Consider the following 20,983-nt stretch of genomic DNA (forward strand, 5'->3'; position numbering starts at 1 on the left):
TTAAGATTAGTGATAATATATGGGAAATAAATTTTTTTAAGTATAAAATGAGTTAAACAATATATCTTTTGAGGTGAGGAAGTATGGAAAATAGAAAGATTATAATTAAAAGTGACTTAATAAAAGGGCTACAAGAAGTTGGTATAAAAAATGGTCAAAATATAATAGTTCATACTTCTATGAAAAGCTTAGGGTTTGTTTGTGGAGGTCCACAAATTATAATTGAGGCATTAATTGATTTAGTTGGGGATACGGGAACTATAGTTATGCCAACACAAACGTGGAAAAATATGGACCCCGAGTATGGCGTACATTGGGAGGAGCCAAAAGAATGGTGGGACATTATAAGAGATAACTGGCCAGCCTATGATAAAGATATCACACCTACAAATGCGATGGGAGCAGTAGCAGAAATGTTTAGACATTGGCCAGGGGCTGTAAGAAGTGATCATCCTGTAAGATCTTTTGCAGCATGGGGGAAGAATGCACATTATTTAATAAATAATCATAATTTAAGTGATATTTTTGGTGAAAGTTCTCCTATAGGAAAATTATATAATTTAGATGGATATGTGTTACTATTGGGAACAGGATATGATAAAAATACATCTATTCATTTAGCTGATGTGAGAGCAAGTTATCAATCAAAACATATGGAAAAGAATAGTTGTGCAATGATTAAGGATGGTAATAGACAGTGGGTTACTTATACAACTTTATATGTTGATGGAGAAGATTTTATAGATATAGGAATAGACTTTGAAAAGGAATATAAAATCAAGAAAGCAAAAATAGGAAATGCAGATGTAAGATTCATGAGACAAAGGGAAATCGTAGATTTTGCTATTAAATGGATTGAAAAAAATAGAAAATAATTAATTTAGGGGGAGGGGAGATGAGACATTTAGGTACAAAAATAATTGAAACAGAAAGATTAATTTTTAATTAGACATATGTTAGTTAGTAATGTAAAAAGTAATAAAAAAGGAATTAAGCTTTGCTTAATTCCTTCATTTTTGTTAAACAACTTGAAATATAAAGAATTTTAAATAGTAAGATTCATCTGAGTTCCATAAAATTGGATGATCAGCACTTTGAGTTCTTATTTCTACTTGTCTTAAAGTTCTTCTAGCATCGTGTGCAGCTTCTTGAACAGTTTTCTTTAATTGCTCTTCGCTCATATAGTGAGAGCAAGAACAAGTTGCAAAGTAACCACCTGGTTTAACCATTTTTAAGCCTCTAAGATTTATTTCCTTATATCCTCTAATAGCAGAGTTTATTGTATTTCTTGATTTAGTAAAGGCTGGTGGATCTAATATAACTACATCAAATTGTTTTCCTTCTCTTGACCAGTCACCAAGAACATTAAAGGCATTATGGCATTCAAACTTAACTGTATCTTGTAAATTATTAAGTTCTGCATTTCTTATTGCACAATCTATTGCATGTTGAGATACATCAATACCTAATACTGATTTAGCTCCTGCAATACCAGCGTTTAAGGCAAATGATCCAGTGTGGGTAAAACAATCTAGTACATCTTTATCCCTACATATTCTATGCATAGCAGCTCTATTTTCTTTTTGATCTAAGAAAAATCCTGTCTTTTGACCGTTTTCTAAGTCAACTATATATTTAACCCCATTTTCAATTATTTCAATATTAGTATCAAAAGCTTCAGTTAAGAAGCCTTTAGTTTGCTCAAGGCCTTCAATTTCTCTAGTCTTTATATCGCTTCTTTCATAAACTCCCTTAGCACCAAATTCATTAACTAATATTTTAACTATAATGTCCCTATATTTATCCATTCCTAGGGTTGATATTTGAATTACATAATAATCTTCAAATTTATCAACTGTAAGGCCCGGTAAAAAGTCTGCTTCACCGAAGATTAGCCTACAAGATGAAGTATCTATTACTGTTTTTCTATATTCATAGGCAGCTTCAAATCTCCTTTTGAAAAAGTCATAATCAATTTCTTCTTCTATATCTCTAGTCATAATTCTAATTGTTATTTTACTTCTATCATTAATATAGCCTTTTCCTAGAAAATAGTTTTTATGATTATATACTTCAACTATATCACCATTTTCATAGTCACCATCATATTCATTTATTTCATCAATATATATCCAAGGTCTTCCTTGTTCAGCTCTTTTATTTTTTCCTTTATGTAAATAAAACTTACTTGCCATAATATAGCTCCTTCCATAATAAGTCCTATAAAATTATATCACAATTATAAATTAAGTATAGGGGAGAGGTATAAATACTAAGGTTAAAATGAATAATAACTTTTTTGATAAATATATTTATATTGTAAAGAAATTTTAAGGAGATATTTATGATATTTAAGGCAATTATAATCCCAACTCCAAGAAGAATAAGGAAGTATTTAGAAAATGCTTTGAGAGAAATGAATACTGATAAGTTAGATAAAGAATTTATCACAAATAAAGAATTAAAACATATTAACTTAACAAAAGATAGTTTTAAAAATTATTCAATAACGATGAAAATATTTTAAAAGTACGAAAATCGTTTAATTTAAGGGTAGATTAATATATAAAATGTGTAATATATATATATAAAATTGTGCAACACAAATATCAATTGATTTTCAAATGCTTATAAATGAGAAATATATAAAAAATAAAGGAGAAATATAAAAATTATTTAAAAAATAGCATCTATTTAAGTTGACCTATTAAAATTACTATGATAAAATTATCGATATAATAAGTGGTATAAAATGTAATTAAAGTAATATAATTACATTAAGTTAAATATATTACAAGTAATGGAATGTTTATATTTTAGCTTATTATGGGAAAGTAAAATAAAAGATAATTTAAAAAGGGGGAAAAAAAATGAAAAGAAAACTTATTTCTATATTAGGAATAGGACTAAGTTGTATGATGTTACTTGCAGGATGTGGGAGTAAAACTCCTGGGCAAGCACAAAATAATGCAGAAAAGGATAGTGAGCAAGTTTTAAACACTATTTATTTTGATGTGGCTACTTTAGATGCTAATGATTGTACAGATAACCAAAGTTCATCTATTCTTAGTGCTATAGAGGAAGGGTTAGTAAGAATTGAAAATGACGGAAAAGGTGACGAAATAGTACCAGCTGGGGCAGAAAAATGGGAAAGTTCAGAAGATGGGTTAACATGGACATTCAATTTAAGAAAAATGAATTGGTCAGATGGGGAAGCTGTAGTAGCAAAACACTATGTTGATTCTTTCCAAAGAATATTAAATCCAGATAATGGTTTTGCATATTCATTTTTAGCTTATGATATTGAAGGTGCAGAGGAATATAATACTGGTAATGGTTCATTAGATGCTGTAGGAATAAAGGCTGTTGATGATTATACTTTAGAATTTAAGTTAAAACATCCAGTACCTTACTTTGTATCAAAGGTATCTTACGCAGTATTCCATCCAATTAGATTAGATATTATAGAAAAATTAGGTGATAAGTATGCTAGTGATATTACAGAAAGAGTATATAATGGACCTTTTAAAATAGAAAGCTGGGATAATGGAAACTCAATGGTATTAGTAAAGAATGATACTTACTGGGATGCAGATAATGTATATCTTCAAAAAGTTATTATGACAGATATAAAAGAATTTGCTACTCAAGCTCAATTATTTGAATCACAAGAATTAGATATATCAGGAGCTCAAACAGATTATATTGAAAAATGGACTGAAAGAGCTGATGCAGGTGAATTCCAAAAATTAACTGGAGAAGATCCGGGATCATTCTACTTATATTTCAATCAAAAGAGTGAAACATCTAATGGAATATTAAAAAATGCTAAAATAAGAAAAGCTATTGGTTTAGCTGTAGATAGAGATGTTTATACAAAGGACTTAGTTGGTAGATTTGAATCGGCTTATGGAATCATTCCAACTGCTATAAATGTTGGGGATGAAAAGTATAGAGATAAGGTTGAGGGACCTTTAACAAGTGATGCTAAGACTTATGTAAATAATAAAGAAAAAGTTCAAGAGCTATTTAAGGAAGGCTTAAAAGAATTAGGACTTCAAACAGATGATTTAAGTAAGTATGAATTAACTTATTTATCTCAAGGAAGTTCAGAATTACAAAAACAAAGAGCTGAATGGTTAGCTCAACAAATTAATGGAAATTTAGGTATAAAAATAAATGTTGAAACTCAAGGAGATTGGGGAGTTTATTTAAATATAATGGATAAAATGGAATATGATTTCACATTATCTGGATGGTCAGCAGATTATAATGATCCAATGACTTTCTTAGATATATGGGTATCAAATGGTGGAAATAACCATACAGGTTATGCTAATTCTGAATACGATGAATTATTAGCATCTGTATATAAGGAAACAGATCAAGATAAGGTAACAGAAATTTATAAAAAGCTAGAAAACAAACTAGTTAATGAAGATGCTGTTATTTCACCATTTTACTACACTGATAAATATACATTCTATCAAAATTATGTTAAAGATATTCAATTCACTTCATTTGGTGCAGTGTATGAATTCAAACATGCATATATACAAGGGAAGAATTAATTAAACCTATTATATAGAACTAGTATAATGCACATCAACTAATGTTGATGTGCATTAATTGAATTTAGAAAGGGAGAGGCATATGGCAAAGTATGTTGTAAGAAGATTTATTGAAATGGTTATTACACTTTATTTAATTGGAACAGCAACTTTTTTTCTTTTAGCGGCGGTCCCAGGAACAGCTATTGATAAGAAGATTCAAAAGCTTCCAGAGCAAACAAAGAAAATTGTTATAGCAAAATACGGTTATGATAAACCTGTAATAGAAAGATATTTTATAACTATGAAAAATTATATTGTAAAGGGTGAGTTTGGGGAATCATTGGTTCATGCAGGAGATACCCTTTCAAGCATAGTCAAAAACAAAATGCCAGTATCATCAAGGCTTGGAATACAGCAAATAATAGTGGGAGTAACACTAGGTATTCTTTTTGGAATTACTGCTGCCATGAACAGAGGTAAGGTTATTGATTATATGATTTTAGTAGGTGTAATGATACTTGCTTCAGTACCATCACTAGTATTATCTCTATTATTACAAAAATACTTAGCAAAGGGTCCATTGTTAAACTTACCTATAATTGGCTGGCCAAAAGGAACAGAGCTTTGGTTTGGAGGATGGAAGTACACTATTTTACCAACAATAGCTGGGGCTGGAACATATTTAGCTTATTATGCAAGATTAATGAAAACTAGTATGTTAGATAGTATAAATCAAGATTATACCCTTACAGCAAGAGCAAAGGGATTATCAGAAGTAGCTATAGTTAGAAAACATGTTCTTAGGAATTCATTTATTCCAATAATTACAGTATTACCAGTAGCAATATCAGGAGTAATTTCTGGATCATTCTTTATAGAGAGGGTTTTTGCTATTCCAGGAGCAGGGCAGTATTTTATTCAAGCTTCTAATGATAGGGATATTCCAATACTTATGGGATTGACATTACTGTATGCATTAATTTACCTTATAACAATATTTATAACAGACATACTTTATACAGTTGTAGATCCCCGTATAAGATTAGTTAAGTAGTTGGAGGTGAAACTTAATGAATAAATTAGAGGTAAAAGATAAAAGATTTGAAAGAGTAGATTTAGCTACCTTAGATAGTGATTTAGTTGTAAGACCTAATATTAGTTATTGGCAAGATGCTTGGAGAAGATTAAAAAAGAACCCAGTTGCTATGGGAGCATTATTTGTATTAATTATAATTATATTAATGGCAATATTTATGCCTATAATTAGAAATCTAGATTACCAAACAGTAGAAACATCAAAGAAAAATTTATCTCCAAATAGTGATTTTTGGTGGGGAACAGATGCTATGGGAAGAGACTTGTTTACAAGGGTTTGGATAGGAACAAGAATATCAATAAGCGTAGCTCTTATTGCCACTGTAATAGATATAGTAATTGGATGTTTATATGGAGGAATAGCCGCATATATGGGTGGAATAGTAGATGAAATAATGATGAGAATTGTTGAAGTTTTAAATAGTATTCCATATTTAATAATTACATTATTAATTTTAGTTGTTCTAGGAAATGGATATTTTCAATTGATGTTAGCTCTGTGCTTAACTGCATGGACAAGTACCGCTAGGATGATAAGAGGGCAGATACTTCAATTAAGAGAAAGTGAATATGTTTTAGCAGCTGAAGCTTTAGGGGCATCTCCAATGAGAATAATACTAAAGCATTTATTACCAAATACAATAGGATTAATAATATTAGATGTTGCATCAACAATACCAAGCGTAATTGTATCTGAAACCATACTTGCATTCTTGGGATTAGGATTAAATATTCCAGCATTTAGTTTAGGTTCATTATTATCAGCAGGGCAACAAGCTATGGCTTTTTATCCTTATCAATTACTATTCCCTACTATAGTTTTATGTTTGTTAATATTATCATTTAATATTTTAGGTGACGGTTTAAGAGATGCCCTAGATCCAAAGTTAAGACAATAGGAGGAGTATAAGGTATGGAGAAGTTGTTAAATAAAAATGAATCAATTCTAGCTGTTAAAAATTTAAGAGTATCTTATCATACTTATGCAGGAGAGGTACAATCTGTTAGGGGTATATCTTTTGAGGTTGATAGAGGCGAAGTATTAGCGATAGTTGGAGAGTCGGGTTGTGGTAAAAGTGTTACTGCTAGAGCTATAATGGCTTTAATACAAGGACCACAGGGTGAAATAAAGAAAGATAGTGAGATATTTTATAATGGAGAAGACGTTTTAGCTTATGATAAAAAGAAAATAAGAGAGTTTAGAGGTGGAGAATGTGCAATGATATTCCAAGATGCATTAACCTCTCTTAATCCAACTATGAAGGTAGGTAATCAAATAATAGAAAATTTAGTTGCACATAGAAATATGGACAAGAAAGCTGCAAAAGAAGAGGCTATAAGAATATTAGAATCAGTAGGAATTCCAAATGCAGAAAAGAGAGTAGATCAATATCCGCATGAATTTTCAGGTGGAATGAGACAAAGAGTTATGATTGCAATAGCAGTTGCTTGCAATCCTAAAATTTTAATAGCAGATGAACCTACTACAGCACTTGATGTTACAATTCAAGCGCAAATACTAGAGCTTATTAATGAATTAAAAGACAAGCTCAATACAGCAGTAATATTAATTACTCACGATTTTGGAGTAGTTGCAGGAATGGCAGATAAAATAGCAGTAATGTATGCTGGTCAAATTATAGAAAAGGGTGAAAAGAGAGAGATATTTTATAATCCTAAACATCCATATACTTGGGCATTATTAAATTCGGTTCCTAAATTGGGATGGAAAGGTAAGCAATTATTAGAGACAATAAAGGGAACTCCTCCTGATTTAATTGCTCCACCAGAAGGATGTGCATTTGCAGCACGTTGCAAATATTGCATGAATATATGCTTAACAGAGGAACCAAAGGAGTATTCATTCGGAGATATACATAAGGCTAAATGCTGGCTATATAGTGAAGAAATTCCTGAGGAAATTTTAGAGGAGATTAAGGAGGAGAGACGAAATGGCTAATGAAAAAGATATAATTTTAGAAGTAAAAAACTTAAAAAAATATTTTAAAATTGGTAATAAAGACATTCTAAAAGCAGTAGATGACGTTTCATTTGCCATAAAAGAAGGAGAAACATTAGGATTAGTTGGAGAATCTGGATGTGGTAAAACAACTTGTGGAAGAACTGTTATTGGATTATATGATAAAACAGATGGAGAAATATTTTATAAAGGTAAATCTATAAAGGGATTAAAAGGGAAGGAAAAAAAGCAGTTTAATAAAGAAGTTCAAATAATATTCCAAGATCCATATGCATCCTTAAATCCAAGAATGACTGTTGCAGATATAATATCAGAAGGAATAGAGATTCATGGATTAGCTAAATCAAAGGAAGAAAAGGATAAGAGGGTATATGAACTATTAGAGCATGTAGGGTTAAATAAAGAGCATGCCAATAGATTTGTACATGAATTTTCAGGTGGTCAAAGGCAAAGAATAGGAATAGCTAGAGCATTAGCGGTTGAACCTAAATTTATTCTATGTGATGAACCTATTTCTGCATTAGATGTTTCAATACAAGCCCAAATTGCTAACTTACTAATAAGTTTACAAAAGGAACTAGGATTAACATATTTATTTATTGCCCATGACTTATCTATGGTAAAACATATTTCAGATAGGGTAGCTGTTATGTATTTAGGAAGTATGGTTGAATTAGCAGAATCGGAGATGTTATTTAGTAATCCAAAACATCCATATACAGAGGCTTTAATGTCCGCAATACCAATAGCAGATCCAGATATAGAAGAAAATAGGGAGAGGATAATGTTAGAGGGAGATGTTCCAAGTCCAATTAATACTCCTAAGGGGTGTAAGTTCCAAGGAAGGTGTAGTAAATGTATGGAGGTATGTAAAAAAGAAGCTCCAGAATTTAAGGAAATAGAAAAAGGACATTTTGTAGCTTGTCATTTATATTAATAATTTTTAAGGAGATAAACATATGAAAAAAGTAAAAGAATTAATAAAAGATTTTATTAAGTGCATTATAATTGGAAGTCTTGTATCTTTAGGAATTATTTTTGTTGTTGGGATAATATCATTATTAGTATCAAATTTTAATTGGCAGCAATCATTACAAGCTATAAGAAGTGCACTACTTATAATTGGACCTTTAGGAATGATTTTAGGAGCTATTTTAATACTAAGAAAAAGAGATGAAGAAGAATTTTCATTTATGGATCAATGGAAGAAGAAATATAGTATTCTTTCATATAAAATTGTTTTAATAGTAATCAGTTGTACTATTATTTTATATGGCGGAATTATAGATTGGCTTATAATTAAGCTCTAGTACTATAAATATTCAATTAAATTAATATTTAATTATAAATCCCAACCTCTAAGGAGTTTGGGATTTTATATATTTCAATAATGTTAATAATATTTTATGCAGTAAAAAACCACCTGTTATATAAACAGGTGGTTTTAGGGGAGATATAATCTATATGCTAATATAGTTTGGGGGAACTATATTAGTTATTTTCCAGATGCTTATCAATCAAATTTTGGATTGTAGGGGTACATCTGTAGCCTCTGCACCCACCTGTACAAGCTCCTGTTGCCTTAGAAACTTCTGATACAGTATGAGCTCCGGCTTTGATTGCATCTTTAATTTTGGATCTTGGTATTGCCTTGCAAGTACAAACTTTAGTAAGCTTATCAAGGACTTGTTCGTTTAAGTTATTTTCCATTTATCTTTCCTCCTAAATATAAGAAATAGATTAAGGAAAATAAAGGGGATAAAAAATAAATTTTTAATATTTATTCTTTATGATTTCATTATATGGGTATTAACAAAGAAAGTCAATACTAATTGATAAAAATTATTAATTAATTTTTAATATCGGTTTATATTTAAAGTTTTTTATTTATATTGCTATTTTTTCTTAAATTTATTAAAATATTCTCAAATATAGACTTTTATAATATTTTACTTTGTAGTAGAATAGTTATATAATTTATAAAATTAAAAACTATGAATAGGAAAAGTACTTAATTAGATTCTTTAAGAGAGTAGTTGGTTGGTGGAAAACTATAGATAAGATTAAGGAAAATCACCTAGGAGTTTGAGGCTGAAAGGTTATATAGCTGATTAAGTTTTCACGTTAGCCTGCGTTAAGGGATAGAGTATGTTAGTACTCGAAATTTATAGTTTTCTATATTTATAGGAGACTTTAAACCTTAGGTGGTATAGCGAATATCTTCGTCCTGTGGGCGGAGTTTTTTTATTTTATAAAAAGTTATATTTATTTACAACTTCATCTTTGAATAATTACATTCTAATAGTTAATAATGTAGATGTAATTGTCATTATTTAAGTTGTATAACCTTAAAGTAATAATCTTATAAAGTGACTCTTAGATTCAGAATTAGTTATCTTACACACTTTTCCAAAACTGAATCTTAGAAGAACTTATCCAGAGGCCTTCAATGGGTATTTCTTATCTAATTAAGATGAGAATATTACAGATGTTAGCTATGGGATAAATATAAATAATTAAACGGAAGGGAGTTTAGATATGTACAAAAAGGTTGAATTACCAAAGGGTTTTGTAGGAATGGAAAAAGAAGTAGCAAACCTTTGGGAAGATAAAAACGTAATTAAAAAGAACTTTGATATGAATCAAGATGGCGAGTATTTTACATTTTATGATGGACCTCCAACAGCAAATGGAAGACCACACGTAGGACACGTGCTAACAAGGGTTATGAAGGATATTATCCCAAGATATAAGGTTATGAAGGGATATAAGGTAATAAGAAAGGCTGGTTGGGATACTCATGGACTTCCAGTTGAACTTGAAATAGAAAAGAAACTTGGAATCTCAGGTAAAGAGCAAATCGAAGATTATGGGGTAGAAAAGTTTGTTAAGGAATGTAAAGAATCAGTATTTACTTATGTAAACATGTGGGAAAAGATGACTAATCAAATAGGTTATTGGGTAGATATGGAGAAACCTTACGTAACATATCATAACTCATATATCGAATCTGTTTGGTGGGCATTAAGTCAAATGTGGGAAAAGGGACTTTTATATAAAGGTCATAAGGTAATGCCATATTGCCCAAGATGTGGAACAGGACTTTCATCTCATGAAGTTTCACAAGGATATAAGGATGTTAAAGACTTAACTGCTATAGCTAAGTTTAAAGTTCAAGGAGAAGAAAATAAGTATATATTAGCATGGACAACAACTCCTTGGACATTACCATCAAATTTAGCTCTATGTGTAAATAAAGCTTATGATTATATTGAAGCTAAAGTTGGTGATGAAACTTTAATACTTGCTAAAGATTTAGCATCAAAGGTGCTAGGAGAAGACTATGAAGTAATCAAGGAGTTTAAAGGAACTGAATTATTAGGAACTAAGTATGAAAGACTACTTCCATTTGGTGAAGTTGATGGAAAGGCTTTTGAAGTTATTCATGGTGATTATGTAACATTATCAGATGGTACTGGTATAGTTCATATAGCTCCTGCATATGGAGAAGATGATAATCTTGTTGCAAAACAAAATGGAATAGGATTTATCAACTTAGTAGATGCTAGTGGTAATTTCGTTGAAGAAGTAACTCCATGGGCTGGAAAATTCGTTAAAAAGTGTGATGAAAGCATAGTTAAATATTTAGAAGAAGAAAATAAATTATTTAAGGCTGAAAAGCATACTCACTCATATCCACATTGTTGGAGATGTGACACACCACTTCTTTATTACCCAAGAGAAAGCTGGTTTGTTGCAATGACTAAGCTTAGAGACAAACTATTAGAAAATAATAATAAAATCAACTGGTATCCAGATAACATTAGAACAGGAAGATTTGGTAAGTTCTTAGAAAATGTTATTGACTGGGGAATATCAAGAGATAGATATTGGGGTACTCCACTTCCTATTTGGGAATGTGAATGTGGTCATAAAGATTGCGTAGGAAGTATTGCTGAGCTAAAGGAAAAAGGAATTAATGTTCCAGAAGATATTGAACTTCATAAGCCATATATTGATGGAGTTAAATTAAAATGTTCTAAGTGTGGAAAAGAAATGACTAGAACTGCTGAAGTTATTGACTGCTGGTTTGATTCAGGATCAATGCCATTTGCTCAATTACACTATCCATTTGAAAATAAAGAGTTATTTGAAAAGAACTTCCCAGCTCAATTTATTTCAGAAGCAGTTGACCAAACTAGAGGATGGTTCTATACATTATTAGCTATTTCAACAGCAATATTTGATACGAATCCTTTTGAAAACTGTATAGTTTTAGGCCACGTTTTAGATAAAAAAGGCTTAAAAATGTCAAAATCAAAGGGAAATGTAGTAGATCCGTTTGAAGTATTAGATTCACAAGGTGCAGATGCTACAAGATGGCATTTCTACACTGCAAGTGCTCCATGGCTTCCAACAAGATTCTCTATTGATGATGTGCAAGAAGCTCAAAGAAAGTTCTTAAGTACTTTATGGAATGTATATTCATTCTACGTATTATATGCTGAATTAGATAATTTCAATCCATTAGAATACAAAGATTTTAAATCAGAAAATGTAATGGATAAGTGGATAATGTCTAAGCTTAATACTTTAATAAAAGAAGTAGATGAAAACTTAGCTTCATACCAAATAACTCAAGCTGCATTAACTATTGAAGAGTTTACTGATGAATTATCTAACTGGTATGTAAGAAGAAATAGAGCAAGATATTGGTCAGAAGAATTAACAGAGGATAAGATTGGTGCCTATGTTACATTATATAGAGTATTAACTACTTTAGTTAAAGTAGCTGCTCCGTTTGTGCCTTTTGTAACAGAAGAAATTTATCAAAATCTAGTTACAGGATTAGATAACTCTGCAGAAGAAAGTGTTCATTTATGTTCATGGCCATTAGTAGATGAAAATGCTATTGATGAAAAGCTAGAAAAAGAAATGGATTTAGCATATACAATAGTTAAGCTTGGAAGAAGTGCAAGAAATGGCGCTAATATTAAAAATAGACAGCCACTTTCAAAGATGTTATTATCAACAGATGCTATCCCAACTTACTATGGAGATATAATAAAAGATGAGCTTAACATTAAATCAGTAGAGTTTGGCGCTGATTTATCACAATATGTTAACTTTGAAATTAAACCTAATCTACCAGTTCTAGGAAGACAATATGGTAAATTAATTCCTGGAATAAGAAAAGAAATAGCTTCAAGAAATCAAATGGAATTAGCTCAAAAGTTACAAAGTGGTGGAACTGAAACTATTATAGTAGATAGAACAGAAATAGTATTAAATAGTGAAAGTGTACTTGTAACTATGCAAGGTTTAGAAGGCTATGCTTTTGCTGGTGAAGGTGAAATTGGTGTTGTTCTTGATACTACTATTACAGAAGAATTAAAAGAAGAAGGTCAATTAAGAGAAGTAATTTCAAAGATTCAAAACATGAGAAAAGATAAAGGATTTGAAGTTGCAGATAAGATAAAACTATTCGTTGAAGGTAACGAAATGTTAATTAATATTATCAATAAATATTCAGATGTAATAAAGAGAGAAACACTAACTCAAGAAATTGCTATAAATGAAGAAGCTGATTATGCTGAAACTGTTATAAATGGTGAAAAGTTAAATATGACAGTTAAAGTTATTAAGTAAAATAAGTTTATGTTAAAAAAGTTAGAAGTTTCTATATAACTTCTAACTTTTTTACTTTAATGTAGTATCTTTTTATAAAGAGAACCCTGAATATTGTATAAACTATTTGCAAATAGTATAATTATTGTTAAAATGAGATAAAAAGACTAAAAATGAAAATGGAGTGATGTTAATATGGCTACTTCTATAAAAGATGTTGCTAGAGAGGCGGGAGTCTCAATTGCTACTGTTTCTAGAGTTTTAAATGACATAGATGTTGTAAACGAAGATACAAAAAAGAAGGTTTTAGAAGCTATTAATAAATTAGGTTATAGACCAAATATAGTAGCGAGAAGTTTGAAAACTCAAAAAACAAAAACAATTGGAATATTAGTGCCTGATATTTCAAGTGGATTCTACCCAGAAATAGTTAGAGGTGCTGAAGACGTTGCTAATATTTATGATTACAACGTTATCTTATGTAACTCAGACTTTGATAGTGAAAAAGAAAAGGAATACTTAAGAGTACTAAAAGAAAAAATGGTTGATGGGGTTATTTATATGAGCTCATCATTACAAGAAGAAACTTTAAACATAATAAATGAACTAAATTTAACTACAGTTTTAGTAGAGACTAAAGATAAAGAAGAAAGTTTACCAAGTGTAACTATTGATAATACAAAGGCTACAAAGGAAGTTACAAATTACTTATTAAACAAAGGTCTATCTAAAATAGCCTTTGCAGGTGCTAAAAGAGGCAGTATGAATGCTTGGGGAGATAGATATATTGGATATGAAGAAGCACTAAATGATAAAGGTATTAAAGTAGATGAAAGCCTAGTTTATTCTGGAGGTTTAAAAGTAAAGAGCGGATATGATGCAGTAGATTACTTTGAAAATAGCAATAAGGAATATGATGCTGTAGTATGTGCTTCAGATGAAATTGCTATGGGGGTAATAAATGCTTTAAGAGAAAGAGGAAAAAGAGTTCCTGAAGATATAAGTGTTGTAGGCTTTAATGATAATATTATGTCATCAGTTTTCTATCCAAAGCTAACAACAATAAAGCAACCAAGTTATGATATGGGATCAGTTGCTATGAGAATGCTTATAAAAATGTTAAATAAGAGAGAATTAGATGAATCTCAATTTGTTCTTAATTATGAACTAATAGAGAGAGAAAGTTGTAAATAATTATTTTACTTATTTTTTAACCTTCACCTATATAATTTTGCAATGACTTGGAGAATACCTAGTGAATAAGCAGAATTTGTATAGGTGAACTTTTTTTTAAAAACTATTGAAAGGTAATATAAACCATGGTATAATTAGGTTAGCTAATTATAAACGTTTTCAAATTTCAACTGTGTGTAACTTAAATAGAAATTTGATTAGAGAATGGGTATCTAATCAGAGAAATAATGTGAGTTATGGTCAAAAAAACAACTTCTTAGAAGTTGTTTTTTTTGTTTATATATTGATTATAAAAAGTTATATGTAGATTTATAAAATTCCTTCAATTTTTAATATGTTTTCTAATTCTTGAACCTTTTCTGTTAAGGTAAGAAATTTTTCTTTTAATACATCTTTAGGCAGATCAGCTCCATCTATAAATTTTACCATATCTTCTACTGTTTTAAGAGCATCATCTATATCTTGTTGAGCTATTTTTAAGTTTGATTCCTTCATAATTCGTCTCCTTTATGTGTTTAAACATAATTATTATTACATATATTCATCCTATCACTAATAAATATTAGATTCAAGACATATATTTATAGAAGTAATTTTTTAGGGGTGGGAGTTTGATAAATTATATTTGGTTTGTAATGATTTTTTTAGGGGTCTTAGTTGGCTTATTTACTGGAAATGGAGAAGTTATTTCCAAATCTATAATTAACTCTGCAGATTCAACAGTAACTATGATAATCGGGTTAGTAGGTCTTATGTGTTTTTGGTGTGGAGTTATGAAAGTAGCAGAAAAAAGTGGATTTACTAACAAGCTTGCAAAGGTGCTAAAGCCAATTTTAAAAATTATTTTTAAAGAAGCTGCGAAGGATGAAAAAGCTTTAGGAGCTATAGTTATGAACATAACAGCAAATATGATGGGTTTAGGTAATGCAGCAACTCCTTTTGGAATAAAGGCTATGCAAGAAATGGATAGACTTAATAAGGAAAAAGGAGTGGCTTCTAATGATATGTCTTTATTTTTAGTATTAAATGCAGCTTGTATTCAGTTAGTTCCATCAACAGTTATTTCTATAAGAGCAGCTTGTGGTTCAAATAATCCAGGAGCAATAATATTACCGGCGGTATTAGCAAGTACAGTTGCAGCTATTACGGGAGTAATTCTTTGTAAGATTTTACAAAGATATTTTTAGGAGGAAAGAATATGTTTCAATATATAACAAAAAGTATAATCCCAATAATAGTAGTGATTATAATAACTTATGGAATGATAAAGGGTAGAAAAGTCTATGAATGGTTTGTAGAAGGAGCTAAGGAAGGACTTAAAGTATGTATTAATATTTTCCCATATCTATTAGCTATGATAATTGCAGTTAACATATTTAGAGAGGCTAAATTACTGAACTTATTGAATAATGTAATTTCTCCAGTTAGTAGTCTTATAGGACTACCAAAGGAGATAGTTCCCTTAATTTTAGTTAAACCTTTATCAGGAAGTGGTGCTTTGGGAATCTTAACAGATATAGTAAAGACTTATGGGCCAGATAGTTACATAGGATTAATAGCATCAGTAATTATGGGAACTACAGAAACTATTTTTTATACTATTACAGTATATTTTGGAGCTGTTCAGATAAAGAAAATAAGACATACTTTATGGGCAGCGGTGTTAGCAGATTTAACGGCTATTATAATATCAATTTTTTTAGTTTCAAAACTTTTAATGTAAATTATAGAAATTAATTTAAAAATTAAATATTTTTAATCAATACGTAATAATTTTGTAACTAGTTGATAATAAATCTATTCTATAATAAAGATATAAATAAGGGAGGGAAGTGGTAGTTTAATGAAATACATTGATAACTTGTTTTTAACTGATGATGAAATAAAAACACTAGCTATATTTTTAGCTTATGGAATAGGTTTAGGGGTATTGGTTGGATTGTTTTTTAATAATATAGAATTATATTTTGCATTAGGAGGAGTTATTTCTGTTCTAGTATCACTTTTTAAAATTTATATAGAAAGAATTAAGAAGTCTAATAGAATTAATATAAATAAACTTTAGGAATAATATGTATTTTACAGTTGATAAGCTATATAATAATAAATTATATAGCTTATCAATTTTTTTAGGGGTGGTGATGTAATGGCTTCAGAAAAGTTTTATATGGTAAATAGTAAGGTACTACCTGAAATTTTTAAAAAAGTACTAGAAGTTAAAGAAAGCTTAATGAGTGGCAAGGCTAAGGACATAAGTGAGGCCGTAAAGCAAACAGGGATAAGCAGAAGCACATACTATAAGTATAAAGATTACATATTTCCTATGGCGGAAGGATTAAATAGCAAAAAAATAACTTTAGTTGTTTTACTATCACATGAAACAGGAACTTTATCAAAGGTTTTAGATTGCATTGCATTTAATAAGGGAAATATACTAACAATAAATCAAGATATACCTATAAATATGGCAGCCAATGTAACCATTACTTTAGATATATCTAATATGAAAAAGGATTTGAAGCATTTAGTAAATACTTTAAGGGGCTTACCTAATGTAGTAAGTGTTAAAGTCTTAGCTATGGAATAAAGGAAGGTGTTAAGGTGAACAAAGAATTTTATAAAAATAATAGACAAAGAGTATTGGATGAAATTAGTGATAACTCATTGCTAATATTGTTTGCAGGGAAATCTCCTAAAAAAACTGGAGATGAGAATTATCAATTTACTCCTAATAGAAACTTTTATTATTTAACAGGCATAGATGAAGAAGATCATATATTAGTATTATCTAAAATAAATGGAGAAAGTAAAGAATACTTATTTATAAAAGAAGTAGATTCTGTTAGGGAAAAGTGGGAAGGAAAAACTATTAGAAAAGAAGAAGTAGCTGATATTTGTGACATTAGTGATGTTAAGTATTTAGGAGATTTTAATAGCTTTATAGAAAGGATAATACTTAATAAAGAAGATATAAATATATATCTAGATTTAGAAAAAGGAAATACATCATACAGTTTTATAAATGAAATTAAAACCCAATATTTTAATATTAATATAAAGAATGCACATAATTTAATAGGTAAGCTAAGGCTTATAAAAACTACAGAAGAAGTAGATAGAATAAAAAAAGCAATATCTATAACTATTGAAGGGGTAAAAGAATTAATGAAAAATTCTAAGCCTGGAATTAAAGAATATGAATTGGAAGCTTACTTTGATTTTGTATGTAAGAAAAATGGAGTTAAGGATTTGGCCTTTAAAACTATTGCAGCAGCAGGAAAGAATGCAACGGTTTTACATTATGTTACTAATGATTCAGAGCTTAAAGATGGAGATTTAATTTTATTTGATTTAGGAGCTCAATATAAATACTATAATGGAGATATTTCTAGAACTTTTCCTACAAACGGAAAGTTTACGGAAAGACAAAAAGAGGTTTACAATGCTGTTCTTAAGGTAAATAATATGGCTATAAGTGAAATGAAGCCTGGTGTAAGCTTCCTAGAATTAAATAAAAAAGCAAGGGAATGGATAGCAGAAGAGTGTATTTCATTAGGATTAATAACAAATAAGGAAGATGTAAGTAAATATTATTATCATAGTATTGGCCATAGTCTAGGTATGGATACCCATGATATAGAGCTTGAAAATAGAGATGTTATTTTTGAAGAAGGAATGATTTACACGGTAGAGCCAGGTATTTATATAGAAGAAGAGGGTATAGGAATAAGAATAGAAGACGATATTTTAATAACTAAAGATGGTCATGAAGTTTTAACTAAGGAAATGATAAAGACAGTAGAGGAAATAGAAGCTTTTATGACTAATAATAAGATGAATTAAATTATTATAGTTCATGTATAGTTGCAAAATATTTGCTTAGATTGTAGAATGGTTATGTAAATTAAAAGTAAATATCGATTAGGGTAGAGGTGCGGTACTTAAGAGTACTATTAAGGATATAAGCAATGAGAATTAATAGGAAAGGAATTATCGCCGAAGCATATGATTGAAGCTTTAAAATCATAGAGCTGGGGTTACATAAAATATGTGTAACACTGTCACAAACTTATTTTGTGGGGAGCTATCACTTAGGGAATTTAATTTATATTTTTATAAGTAAATTCTAGCCTTGAGTGAAAACTCAAGGCTTTTTATTTTTTATTTCTGCCCTTTAAGTATTTACAAAATTATAAGGGGGACTTAAGATGAAAAATAAAGTAAATTTTAGAATAATTATTATGACTTTAATTATTACTATATTATCAACATCAGTAGTTTTTGCAGCTGAAGTAGATACTGCCACAGCCAATGCAAATCATTATGGATTTTTAACTTTAATACCGCCAATAGTAGCAATAGTATTAGCGTTTATAACAAAAAATGTAATAATATCCTTATTTGTTGGGACATTATCAGGAACGTTTTTAGTTAGTCTAGTAGATAGTTCTTTTCCAAAAGCTATGGTTAATTCATTTTTAGATTTTGTATCAAGAGCATTAAATTCTTTAGCAGACCCATGGAATGCAGGTATAATACTTCAAGTTTTAGTAATAGGTGGAGTTATACATTTAGTTGCTAAGATGGGAGGAGCTAAAGCTGTAGCAGAAGCTTTAGCTAGGAAAGCTAAAACCGCTAAGAGTACGCAATTAGTTACACTTTTATTAGGGTTAGCAGTTTTCTTTGATGATTACGCAAACTCTTTAATAGTTGGACCTATAATGAAGCCTGTAGCTGATAAAATGAAAATATCCAGAGAAAGGCTTGCTTTTATAATAGATGCAACAGCTGCTCCTATAGCAGGGCTTGCTATAGTATCCACATGGATAGGACTAGAAGTTGGGCTAATAAATGATGCTTTTATAAATGGAATAGGACAACAGGTAGATGCTTTTGGAATTTTCCTACAAACTATTCCATATAGATTTTATAATATATTAATTTTATTCTTTGTATTTATTACTTCATTATTATTAAAGGAATTTGGGCCTATGTATAAAGCAGAAATAGAGGCTAGAAGAAGAGGATTAACAGATTCGGATGATAATAGTAGTTTAGATGTAGCCATTGAAAATCCGGAGCTTGAACCAAAGGAAGGAATTAAGTTAAGTATATGGAATGCAATAATTCCAATTGGAGTATTAGTAGTTACAGCTCTAGTTTGCTTTTATTATAGCGGTTATACATCAATAATGGCTGGAGAAGATATGGCTTTACAACAAGTGATGACAAGCTCACCATTATCTTTTAGAGCTATACAAGAAGCTTTTAGTGCATCAGATGCATCAGTAGCATTATTCCAATCAGCTTTGGTAGCAAGTATAGTTGCTATGGTTATGGGGGTATCTAAGAAGATATTTACCATTTCCGAAGCAATAGATACTTGGATAGATGGAATGAAACCTCTTTTAATAACAGGTGTTATATTAATATTAGCTTGGTCATTAAGCTCTGTAATAAAGGATTTGGGAACTGCAAAATATCTAGTATCTATGCTTTCAGGTTCATTACCAAGCTTTTTACTACCAAGTTTAATATTTATATTAGGAGCAATAATTTCCTTTGCAACAGGTACTGCATATGGAACTATGGGAATATTAATGCCTCTTGCAATTCCATTAGCATACTCAATGAATCCAGATATGGGATATGTAATAGTTAGTACAAGTGCAGTTTTAACAGGAGCTATATTTGGAGATCACTGTTCTCCTATATCAGACACAACTATTCTTTCATCAATGGGAGCGGGATGTAATCATATTGCCCATGTCAATACTCAAATGTGGTATTCACTATTTGTTGCAGGAATAACTATAATTTTTGGATACATACCTGCGGGATTTGGATTACAATGGTATATAGTTCTTCCAATTTCAATTTTAGCAGTATACGTAGGTGTTCAAATATTAGGTAAAAAAGTAGAAGCTTAATTTAAAAATAAAGAATTATAAAAAACTCAGCTTATGCTGAGTTTTTATTTTAGTCTTCCTCCATGGAAATATAATCTGTAAATCTCTTCTCCACAGTGGGAAATAGATTCTATTCCGTTAAAAGAATCTGTACACCCTTCCCAAGTACATTTATAAGTAAATGCTCCATCTTCAAAGTATTTTGGTCCTCTAAAAGGACTTTTTTCTGATACGTTTTGTAAAGATTTCTTTAAGAAATTACTAAATCCATTAGGTGCTTCATCAACAAGGAGTTCTCCCTTGTAATTCATTCCCCAATAGATTTTTTCATCTTTCCAAACTAATTCTTCTCCAATAAATTTATTATTACCTAAATAGCTATCGTGGTAATAGTAATTATATTTCTTGTAAGCGTAGTCCTTAGAGTTTGGTCTAGTTGGTTTTTCTTTTTTTGTGCTAGAAGCGTAAGTGTTTTTTTTAGCCTCAACTAAGAAGTCTGTAAGATCAATCATATTTCCCATTTAGAATCCCCCTTTTTAATGAATTATCTAAATTATAAATTAAAAAAAATGTCAAATCAACAAATATTCAGAAAATACAGTAAATTGCAAAAAAATAAATTT

20 protein-coding genes, 1 riboswitch and 1 other annotated feature are annotated in these 20,983 nt (G+C 29.8%); of the genes, 16 read left to right on the plus strand and 4 right to left on the minus strand.

Annotation, left to right across the window (positions count from 1 at the left end):
- Window positions 1–83 precede the first annotated feature (83 nt).
- Complete coding sequence (locus BN6774_RS01875; protein ID WP_066889538.1) at window positions 84–875, plus strand: AAC(3) family N-acetyltransferase; 792 nt, start codon at window positions 84–86, stop codon at window positions 873–875.
- 144 nt (window positions 876–1,019) lie between these two features.
- Here BN6774_RS01875 and BN6774_RS01880 read toward each other — a convergent pair whose 3' ends face one another.
- On the minus strand, window positions 1,020–2,195 hold the full coding sequence (locus BN6774_RS01880) for a class I SAM-dependent rRNA methyltransferase (protein ID WP_066889540.1): 1,176 nt from the start codon (window positions 2,193–2,195) through the stop codon (window positions 1,020–1,022).
- A 149-nt stretch (window positions 2,196–2,344) separates the two neighbouring features.
- Between BN6774_RS01880 and BN6774_RS01885 the strand changes: the two genes are divergently transcribed.
- The 7 genes from BN6774_RS01885 (at window position 2,345) to BN6774_RS01915 (ending at window position 8,939) form a co-directional block, all read left to right on the plus strand.
- Window positions 2,345–2,527: a hypothetical protein gene (locus tag BN6774_RS01885; RefSeq protein WP_066889542.1), complete on the plus strand. Its 183-nt coding sequence runs from the start codon at window positions 2,345–2,347 to the stop codon at window positions 2,525–2,527.
- Between the two features lie 343 nt (window positions 2,528–2,870).
- A complete protein-coding gene (locus BN6774_RS01890; RefSeq protein ID WP_066889544.1) occupies window positions 2,871–4,571 on the plus strand; it encodes a peptide ABC transporter substrate-binding protein in 1,701 nt (566 codons plus the stop codon).
- Between the two features lie 82 nt (window positions 4,572–4,653).
- Window positions 4,654–5,607, plus strand: coding sequence for an ABC transporter permease (locus BN6774_RS01895; protein WP_066889546.1), 954 nt, complete (start codon window positions 4,654–4,656; stop codon window positions 5,605–5,607).
- 16 nt (window positions 5,608–5,623) lie between these two features.
- On the plus strand, window positions 5,624–6,547 hold the full coding sequence (locus BN6774_RS01900; RefSeq protein ID WP_066889548.1) for an ABC transporter permease: 924 nt from the start codon (window positions 5,624–5,626) through the stop codon (window positions 6,545–6,547).
- Between the two features lie 14 nt (window positions 6,548–6,561).
- The gene (locus BN6774_RS01905) at window positions 6,562–7,608 is read left to right on the plus strand and encodes an ABC transporter ATP-binding protein (RefSeq protein ID WP_066889550.1); all 1,047 of its coding nucleotides are present in this window, start codon (window positions 6,562–6,564) and stop codon (window positions 7,606–7,608) included.
- On the plus strand, window positions 7,601–8,566 hold the full coding sequence (locus BN6774_RS01910; RefSeq protein ID WP_066889552.1) for an ABC transporter ATP-binding protein: 966 nt from the start codon (window positions 7,601–7,603) through the stop codon (window positions 8,564–8,566). Before BN6774_RS01905 ends, BN6774_RS01910 begins: the two co-directional genes overlap by 8 nt.
- Before the next feature lie 22 nt (window positions 8,567–8,588).
- A complete protein-coding gene (locus BN6774_RS01915; RefSeq protein ID WP_066889553.1) occupies window positions 8,589–8,939 on the plus strand; it encodes a hypothetical protein in 351 nt (116 codons plus the stop codon).
- 181 nt (window positions 8,940–9,120) lie between these two features.
- Here BN6774_RS01915 and BN6774_RS01920 read toward each other — a convergent pair whose 3' ends face one another.
- Window positions 9,121–9,339 (minus strand): (2Fe-2S)-binding protein, encoded by a 219-nt coding sequence (locus tag BN6774_RS01920; protein ID WP_066889555.1) that lies wholly within the window; start codon window positions 9,337–9,339, stop codon window positions 9,121–9,123.
- Window positions 9,340–9,614: 275 nt separating this feature from the next.
- Window positions 9,615–9,862 (plus strand) — a binding site (T-box leader).
- Window positions 9,863–10,167: 305 nt separating this feature from the next.
- Here BN6774_RS01920 and ileS point away from each other — a divergent pair.
- Window positions 10,168–13,278 (plus strand): isoleucine--tRNA ligase, encoded by a 3,111-nt coding sequence (ileS, locus tag BN6774_RS01925; protein WP_066889557.1) that lies wholly within the window; start codon window positions 10,168–10,170, stop codon window positions 13,276–13,278.
- Window positions 13,279–13,452: 174 nt separating this feature from the next.
- A complete protein-coding gene (locus tag BN6774_RS01930; protein WP_066889559.1) occupies window positions 13,453–14,451 on the plus strand; it encodes a LacI family DNA-binding transcriptional regulator in 999 nt (332 codons plus the stop codon).
- 309 nt (window positions 14,452–14,760) lie between these two features.
- Here BN6774_RS01930 and BN6774_RS01935 read toward each other — a convergent pair whose 3' ends face one another.
- Window positions 14,761–14,946 (minus strand): hypothetical protein, encoded by a 186-nt coding sequence (locus tag BN6774_RS01935; RefSeq protein WP_066889561.1) that lies wholly within the window; start codon window positions 14,944–14,946, stop codon window positions 14,761–14,763.
- 116 nt (window positions 14,947–15,062) lie between these two features.
- Here BN6774_RS01935 and BN6774_RS01940 point away from each other — a divergent pair, with 116 nt between their 5' ends.
- The 6 genes from BN6774_RS01940 to BN6774_RS01965 all read left to right on the plus strand — a co-directional run bounded on the left by BN6774_RS01940 (window position 15,063) and on the right by BN6774_RS01965 (window position 20,381).
- The gene (locus BN6774_RS01940; protein WP_066889563.1) at window positions 15,063–15,638 is read left to right on the plus strand and encodes a nucleoside recognition domain-containing protein; all 576 of its coding nucleotides are present in this window, start codon (window positions 15,063–15,065) and stop codon (window positions 15,636–15,638) included.
- 11 nt (window positions 15,639–15,649) lie between these two features.
- Window positions 15,650–16,174 (plus strand): spore maturation protein, encoded by a 525-nt coding sequence (locus BN6774_RS01945; protein WP_066889565.1) that lies wholly within the window; start codon window positions 15,650–15,652, stop codon window positions 16,172–16,174.
- Between the two features lie 120 nt (window positions 16,175–16,294).
- Window positions 16,295–16,516, plus strand: coding sequence for a hypothetical protein (locus BN6774_RS01950; protein WP_066889568.1), 222 nt, complete (start codon window positions 16,295–16,297; stop codon window positions 16,514–16,516).
- An 81-nt stretch (window positions 16,517–16,597) separates the two neighbouring features.
- Complete coding sequence (locus BN6774_RS01955; protein WP_066889569.1) at window positions 16,598–17,038, plus strand: ACT domain-containing protein; 441 nt, start codon at window positions 16,598–16,600, stop codon at window positions 17,036–17,038.
- A 14-nt stretch (window positions 17,039–17,052) separates the two neighbouring features.
- Window positions 17,053–18,294, plus strand: coding sequence for an aminopeptidase P family protein (locus BN6774_RS01960; protein ID WP_066889571.1), 1,242 nt, complete (start codon window positions 17,053–17,055; stop codon window positions 18,292–18,294).
- A gap of 76 nt (window positions 18,295–18,370) precedes the next feature.
- Window positions 18,371–18,546, plus strand: a riboswitch (Lysine riboswitch).
- A gap of 113 nt (window positions 18,547–18,659) precedes the next feature.
- Complete coding sequence (locus BN6774_RS01965; RefSeq protein WP_066889573.1) at window positions 18,660–20,381, plus strand: Na+/H+ antiporter NhaC family protein; 1,722 nt, start codon at window positions 18,660–18,662, stop codon at window positions 20,379–20,381.
- 44 nt (window positions 20,382–20,425) lie between these two features.
- On the opposite strand, the gene BN6774_RS01970 is transcribed toward BN6774_RS01965, so the two are convergent.
- Entirely contained in the window at window positions 20,426–20,881 is a 456-nt protein-coding gene (locus tag BN6774_RS01970; RefSeq protein WP_084766829.1) for a DUF5680 domain-containing protein, read from the minus strand.
- Between the last annotated feature and the right edge of the window lie 102 nt (window positions 20,882–20,983).

The sequence above is a fragment of the Clostridium nigeriense genome (genome assembly GCF_900086595.1).
Taxonomy (GTDB): Bacteria; Bacillota; Clostridia; order Clostridiales; family Clostridiaceae; genus Clostridium; species Clostridium nigeriense.